Genomic DNA, 6,411 nt, shown 5'->3' on the forward strand with positions numbered 1-6,411 from the left:
ACCGTGACCCGTAGGCTCGAGGGATGACCGCTGCCGACTGGACCCCGCATCGCCGTGACGACGGCGAGCTGCTGGGGTGGATCCGTCCCGAAGGCTCCGACTGGGTGGCCGTCGATGTGCTGGGCCGCCCGGCCTCCGGCGCCGTCGACTGGCTCGACGCCGAGGCCGCCCTCGAGGAGCACGGGCTCGCCTGGCTCGCGGACGCCTGGATGCTGGAGGGCGAGTCCGAGCGTCCGCTGCGGGTGCGCATCGTCGAGGTCACCCCGACGGATGCCGGCCGCTCCGGCCGCATCGTGGTGAAGCGGGACGACTTCGGCGACATGAGCCGACCGGCGAGCGAGCCGTACGTGCTGCCGTGGCCGATCCCGTCGCGGTTGCGTCCGCCGCACGAGGGCGACCCCGACCCGCGCGTGTTCTGATCCGGTCCGCGCTGCACAGCGTCGGCGGTCGCGCCGGCGCCGCGGCTCAGGGCAGCGAGGGATGCTGTTCGACGGCGCGCTGGCGCGGGATGAACAGCGACAGCAGGACCGCGATGATCCCCGCCGCGATGGCGAGCCAGAAGCACACCTGGAAGGCGTCGCGGGTCGGCACGGCGACCCCGCCGATGTCGATGCTCATGGCGGCGAGCACTCCGCCCATCACCGCGGACGCGCTCGAGGTCCCCACCGAGCGGAACAGGGCGTTCAGACCGTTGGACGCGCCCGTCTCGTTCGCCGGCACCGAGCGCATGATGATCATCGGCATCGCGGCGAACGTGAAGCCGATCCCGACGCCGATGAAGAGGTTCGCCACGAAGATGTGCCACACCTCGCTCGACCACAGCAGCACGAACACATAGGCGAAGACGATGGCGGCCGCGCCGCCGGTGAACAGGGGCCGAGGGCCGATCGTGCGCTCCAGCCAGCCGGACAGCGGGGAGATGATCATCATGACCAGGCCCGCCGGCATCACGATGAACGCCGCCGAGAGCATGTCGAGGCCGAACCCCGCGCCGGTCTCCGCGGGCAGTTCCAGCATCTGCGGGAAGGTGACGTTCGACGCGAACAGGGCGAATCCCATGCCGATCGCCGCGATGTTGGTGAAGAGAACGGCGGGGCGAGCGGCCACGCGCAGGTCGAGCAACGGCTCGCGTGTGCGCAGCTGGTACCAGCCCCACACCAGCAGCACGAGGAGGCCGCCGACGATGCACGTCAGGGTCAACGGCGCCGTCCAGCCCCACTCCGCCCCGCGGGAGACGAACAGCAGGATGCCGGTGAGCCCGATCGCCAGGCCGACGGCGCCGATGTAGTCGAGACGTCCCGGCGAGCGCAGCACGTCTTCAGGGACGAACAGGAACACCAGCACGAGTCCCGCCACGCCCAGTCCCGCGGCCAGCCAGAACAGGGCGTGCCAGTCGGCGTTGAGTGCGAGGTAGGCGGCCAGGGGCATCCCGATCGCCCCGCCGACTCCCATGGTGGCGCTCATGAGGGCGACGGCCGTCCCCAGGCGCTGCGGAGGAAGGACGTCCCGCATGATCGCGATGCCGAGCGGGACGACGCCGGTGACCGCCCCCTGGAGGGCACGCCCGATGATCACGCCGACGATCGATCCGGACAGCGCGGCGATGAGGGATCCGACGACGAGCAGCGCGAGCAGCGCCACCACGACGCGACGCTTGCCGTACATGTCGCCAAGGCGTCCGGAGATCGGCGTGGCGACAGCGGCGACGAGCAGCGTGATCGTGACGACCCAGGTGGTGTCCTCGCGCGAGGCGTTCAGCAGGTTCGGCAGCTCCGCCTGAAGCGGCACGACGAGCGTGAACATGAAGGACGAGCAGAGGCCGGCGAAGGCCAGCACGGCCACGATCGCCCAGCGAGGCGGGGTCCGGGAGAGGCGTCTGCGCGCCTTCTCGTCTTCCGTACCCACCAGACAAGGCTATCGGCGCCGGAGACGCCGAGGCCCTCGGACAGATGATTCAGTGGCCTCGTCGCTCGAGCCAGCGCGTGAGCGCGGCCGCGAGTGCCGCGGGGGCGTCGAGCTGGATGAGGTGCCCGGCGTCGGGGAGCACCGTGAGCGACGCGTGCGGGATCGCCGCCTGCAGCCGATGTGCCCGGTCGACGGGGATCCAGGTGTCCTCCGCGCCCCAGATGATGTGCACGGGTTCGTCGATCGTGCCGTAGAGCGGTTCGACCTCGGCCGTGTACCGCTCGTCGGCCTCTGAGATCTGCCGGTAGAACGCCGCCTGCCCCGGTGCGTCCGTCCAGGGCCCGACGAGCATTGCGAGATCGTCGGCGTGGATGCCGCGATGACTCGCTCCCGCGATATAGGCCTCGATCGCGCCGCGGTGCACGGCAGGCGGGAGTTGCGCGAACACCTCGGCATGGTCCTTGACGAGCGAGAAGAAGGGCGACCCCCACGGGCGCAGGGCGACCGCGTCCACCAGGCACAGCGACGCGAACCGTGCGCCGTGGAGCAGGCGGGCGCGCAGCGCCACGGCCCCGCCGAAATCGTGCGCGACGACGTGAGGGGCGTCGAGCTCCCAATGATCGAGGAGGTCCGCGAAGAGCTCGCCCTGCACGCCCAGGTCCACGGCGTGCTCGGCGGACTTCGACGAAGCGCCGTAGCCCGGCATGTCCCACAGATGCACGGTGAACTCGGCGGACAACGCTCGGGCGATGGGCTGCCACAGGGCGGACGACCACGGGGTGCCGTGCATCAGCACCAGCGCCGGCCCGGAGCCGAATCGGTCCCACGCGACCGTCCGGCCTCGCCAATCGAACGTCCTGGCCAGAGAGTTCATGCTCACAGCGACAACACTTGCATCGACGTCGGACATCGTCGGGGCGGTCGCCGACGGCGGATCAGTCTTGCGTCGGGAGCACGAACGACCCCGTGTCGCCGGGGTTGACGGCGACCTCCCACCGGTATCCGTCGGGATCCGCGAAGTAGCCGGAGTAGCCGCCCCACTCCCGCCGCGACGCGGGCCAGACCCGGGCTCCGAGGCCGCCGGCTTCGGCGAGGACGGCGTCGACCTCGGCTTCGGCGGACACGTTGTGCGCCAGCGTGATCGGGGCGAGGCCGGATGCCGGGGGCTCACCGATCTCGGCCGTGAAACCGTCGATGCTCCACAGCGACAGGATGACCCTGTCGGCGACGGGGAGCATGAGCACGTCGTCGGCTTCGAACATGGGCTGCCATCCCAGCCCGTCCACGAAGAAGGCGCGGCTGCGAGCGACGTCGGCGACCGCGAGGGTGATGAAGCTCACGCGCTGTTCCATGCGCCCAGAGTGGCACGGGCGGCCGACATCGCTCCAGAGGGACCGGCGCGCGGGCGCGGATAGGATGAAGGTGCCCGTGTTCACGGGCATCCCACCCGCAGCATCCGACCATTGGAGCCACCGTGGCCGAACAGTCCCGTCTTGACAAGGTCATCAGCCTCGCCCGCCACCGAGGGTTCGTGTTCCAAGCGGGTGAGATCTACGGCGGTTCCCGGTCGGCCTGGGACTACGGACCCCTCGGCACCGAGCTCAAGGAGAACATCCGCCGACAGTGGTGGCAGACGTTCGTGCGCGGTCGGGGCGACATGGTGGGCCTCGACTCGTCGATCATCCTCCCCAAGCGCGTGTGGGAGGCATCCGGGCACGTGGCGACCTTCACCGACCCGCTCGTGGAGTGCCTGCAGTGCCACAAGCGCTTCCGTGCGGACAATCTCGTCGAGGACTTCGAGGCCCGCAAGGGACGCAAGGCGGAGAACGGCCTGGCCGATGTGCCCTGCCCGAACTGCGGGACCAAGGGACAGTACACCGAGCCGAAGGCCTTCTCGGGCCTCGTCAAGACCTACCTCGGCGTCGTCGACGATGAGTCCGGGCTGTACTTCCTGCGCCCCGAGACGGCCCAGGGCATCTTCGTCAACTTCACGAACGTGCTCACCGCGAGCCGCAAGAAGCCGCCGTTCGGCATCGGACAGGTCGGCAAGGCCTTCCGCAACGAGATCACGCCCGGCAACTTCATCTTCCGCACCCGCGAGTTCGAGCAGATGGAGATCGAGTTCTTCACGCCGCCGGCCGAAGCGCAGCAGTGGTTCGAGCACTGGGTCGAGGCGTGCTGGGCGTGGTTCATCGACCTCGGGATCGACCCCGAGAACATGAGGCAGTTCGACGTCCCCGAAGACGAGCGCGCGCACTACTCCGCCGGCACGATCGACTTCGAGTACCGGTTCGGGTTCCCCGGCAAGGAGTGGGGTGAGCTGATGGGCGTCGCCAACCGCACCGATTTCGACCTCTCCAGCCACACCGAGGCATCCGGCCAGAGCCTGACGTACTTCGACCAGGCATCCGGCGAGCGGTACACGCCCTACGTGATCGAGCCCTCCTTCGGCCTCACGCGGTCGATGATGGCGTTCCTCGTCGACGCGTACGTCGAGGAGGAGGTGCCGAACGCCAAGGGCGGCACCGACGTCCGCACCGTGCTCAAGCTCGACCCGCGCCTGGCGCCGGTGAAGGTCGCCGTCCTGCCGCTGTCGCGCAACGAGAACCTGTCGCCGCTCGCGCGCGAGGTCGCCGACGGCCTCCGCGGACGCTGGGCCGTCGACTTCGACGACGCCGGCGCGATCGGGCGGCGCTACCGCCGTCAGGACGAGATCGGAACGCCGTTCTGCGTCACGGTCGACTTCGACTCGCTCGACGACCGCGCCGTCACGGTCCGCGACCGCGACACCATGGCGCAGGAGCGCGTGGCGATCGAGAACCTGCACGCCTACCTGTCGGAGCGTCTCAAGGGCGCCTGACCGCACGCCGTACGCGGCGGAACAGGGGGTTCCCGTCTTCCCGGGAGGCCGCGACCGGATGTTGCGCGTCGAGACCCCGTCCTGTTCACGAAACCTCCCCGAATTCACGTGATCGACGAGAGGTCTCGGCAACAAGACGGGGTCAGTCGGCGCTCACGCGTCCCGTCCGCATGAAACGATGGTTCCGTGGAGACGACGACCTTCGCCGCGACCGACGGCTTCCCGCACACCGCTCTCGTGGGCGTCACCGGCCCGGACGGGACCCTCGCCGTGCAGGGCGATCCGCGGGCGGTGCTGCCCCTGGCATCCGTGACCAAGCCGCTGACCGCCTGGGGCGTCTTCGTCGCGATCGAGCGGGGACTCGTGGACCTGGACGAGCCGGCCGAGCCCGGCGGGGCGAGCGTGCTGGAGCTGCTCGACCACACCAGCGGGCTGCCGATGGAAGGCGTCGAACCCCGACGTGCCTCGGGAGAACGCCGGATCTACTCGAACGCCGGATTCGACGCCGTCGCCGCGCACGTCGCCGACAAGGCCGGCATGGCGTTCGCGGACTGGATGCGGCGCGAGGTCGTCCTCCCGCTCGGGATGACGCAGACCGATGTCACCGGGCGGCCCTCTGCCGGGGCCCGCGCCTCGATCGACGATCTCCTGATCTTCGCTCGGGAGGTGCTGCGGCCCACACTGATCTCCGCCGGACTGCGCGACCTCGCGCTCATGGACTCCCACCCCGGCCTGCGCGGGGTCGTGCCGGGTTACGGGTCGTTCTCGGACAACACCTGGGGACTCGGTTTCGAGCGCAAGGGCACCAAGAGTCCGCACTGGCTGAGCGACGCGTTCCCTCCCGAGACCGCCGGTCATTTCGGTGCGCAGGGCAGCTTCCTGTTCATCGACCGGTCACGCGACCTCGCCGCGGCCTTCCTCTCCGGTGTCCCCTTCGGTGAGGACCACAAGCGGATCTGGCCCCCGCTCACGGACGAGATCGTCGCGCGATACGGTCGATGAGGGGATCCGAACTCGCACTCATCCCGTGACGGTCAGCTGCATCTGGTCGGTGCCGCCCGCCTCGGCCCAGGCCAGCGAGCGCTCGAGGATGCCGCGGAGCACGTCGAGGTCGACCTTCTCGAGGTCCTTGATGTACACGCACGCGACGCTCGAGGTGTGCGGTCCGAGTCCGGACAGCGCCTCGCGGTGGGCGTCCACGCCGTCGACGAGGTAGATCGTCGACGCGGCCTTGCGCGGGGCGAACCCCAGCAGGCCCATGTCGCCTTCGGTGCCCGTCGGGTAGCGGTAGTGACACGCACCGAACCCGATGATCGTGCCCCACAGCACCGGCTCCCGCCCCGAGACCTCCTGCATGAGGGCGGTCAGCGTCTCGGCATCTCGTCGTCGGCGCTCCGGCGTGACGGCCGCGATGAAGGCGCCCACGCTGCCCCCGGTCTGCTGCATCACTTCCCTGCCTTCGTGGGTTTCGGCTCGCTGCGCTCGCTCGACCCTGCCGCGTCACGCATCAACGCTCCTTCGTCGCATTGATCCGTGCTTTCGTGGGTTTCGGCTCGCTGCGCTCGCTCAACCCTGCCGCGTCACGCATCAACGCTCCTTCGTCGCATTGATCCGTGCTTTCGTGGGTTTCGGCTCGCTGCGCTCGC

7 protein-coding genes are annotated in these 6,411 nt (G+C 69.7%); 3 read left to right on the plus strand and 4 right to left on the minus strand.

The genetic code is table 11. The features are described 5' to 3' along the window. Window positions 1-23 precede the first annotated feature (23 nt). On the plus strand, window positions 24-419 hold the full coding sequence (locus tag AC3RXZ_RS12530; protein ID WP_491494248.1) for a hypothetical protein: 396 nt from the start codon (window positions 24-26) through the stop codon (window positions 417-419). 46 nt (window positions 420-465) lie between these two features. Here the strand turns inward: AC3RXZ_RS12530 and AC3RXZ_RS12535 are convergent, their stop codons facing one another. The 3 genes from AC3RXZ_RS12535 to AC3RXZ_RS12545 all read right to left on the minus strand — a co-directional run bounded on the left by AC3RXZ_RS12535 (window position 466) and on the right by AC3RXZ_RS12545 (window position 3,257). After that, a complete protein-coding gene (locus AC3RXZ_RS12535; RefSeq protein ID WP_491494249.1) occupies window positions 466-1,905 on the minus strand; it encodes an MFS transporter in 1,440 nt (479 codons plus the stop codon). 49 nt (window positions 1,906-1,954) lie between these two features. Further along, window positions 1,955-2,779 (minus strand): alpha/beta fold hydrolase, encoded by an 825-nt coding sequence (locus AC3RXZ_RS12540; protein ID WP_491494364.1) that lies wholly within the window; start codon window positions 2,777-2,779, stop codon window positions 1,955-1,957. A gap of 61 nt (window positions 2,780-2,840) precedes the next feature. Continuing rightward, entirely contained in the window at window positions 2,841-3,257 is a 417-nt protein-coding gene (locus AC3RXZ_RS12545; protein ID WP_491494250.1) for a VOC family protein, read from the minus strand. A 122-nt stretch (window positions 3,258-3,379) separates the two neighbouring features. Here AC3RXZ_RS12545 and AC3RXZ_RS12550 point away from each other — a divergent pair, with 122 nt between their 5' ends. Together AC3RXZ_RS12550 and AC3RXZ_RS12555 are read left to right on the plus strand one after the other, a co-directional pair. Beyond that, entirely contained in the window at window positions 3,380-4,765 is a 1,386-nt protein-coding gene (locus AC3RXZ_RS12550) for a glycine--tRNA ligase (protein WP_243229383.1), read from the plus strand. Between the two features lie 186 nt (window positions 4,766-4,951). Then, on the plus strand, window positions 4,952-5,767 hold the full coding sequence (locus AC3RXZ_RS12555; RefSeq protein ID WP_491494251.1) for a serine hydrolase domain-containing protein: 816 nt from the start codon (window positions 4,952-4,954) through the stop codon (window positions 5,765-5,767). Between the two features lie 18 nt (window positions 5,768-5,785). Here AC3RXZ_RS12555 and AC3RXZ_RS12560 read toward each other — a convergent pair whose 3' ends face one another. Further along, a complete protein-coding gene (locus AC3RXZ_RS12560) occupies window positions 5,786-6,211 on the minus strand; it encodes a DUF1801 domain-containing protein (protein WP_491494365.1) in 426 nt (141 codons plus the stop codon). Window positions 6,212-6,411: the final 200 nt, after the last annotated feature.

This window comes from Microbacterium cucumeris (genome assembly GCF_058349845.2).

What these genes read in the sequence shown, in the direction of transcription:
- AC3RXZ_RS12530 (WP_491494248.1), top strand. Translation starts at nt 24, where the DNA reads ATGACCGCTGCCGACTGGACCCCGCATCGCCGTGACGACGGCGAGCTG.
- AC3RXZ_RS12540 (WP_491494364.1), bottom strand. Translation starts at nt 2,779, where the DNA reads ATGAACTCTCTGGCCAGGACGTTCGATTGGCGAGGCCGGACGGTCGCG.
- AC3RXZ_RS12545 (WP_491494250.1), bottom strand. Translation starts at nt 3,257, where the DNA reads ATGGAACAGCGCGTGAGCTTCATCACCCTCGCGGTCGCCGACGTCGCT.
- AC3RXZ_RS12560 (WP_491494365.1), bottom strand. Translation starts at nt 6,211, where the DNA reads ATGCAGCAGACCGGGGGCAGCGTGGGCGCCTTCATCGCGGCCGTCACG.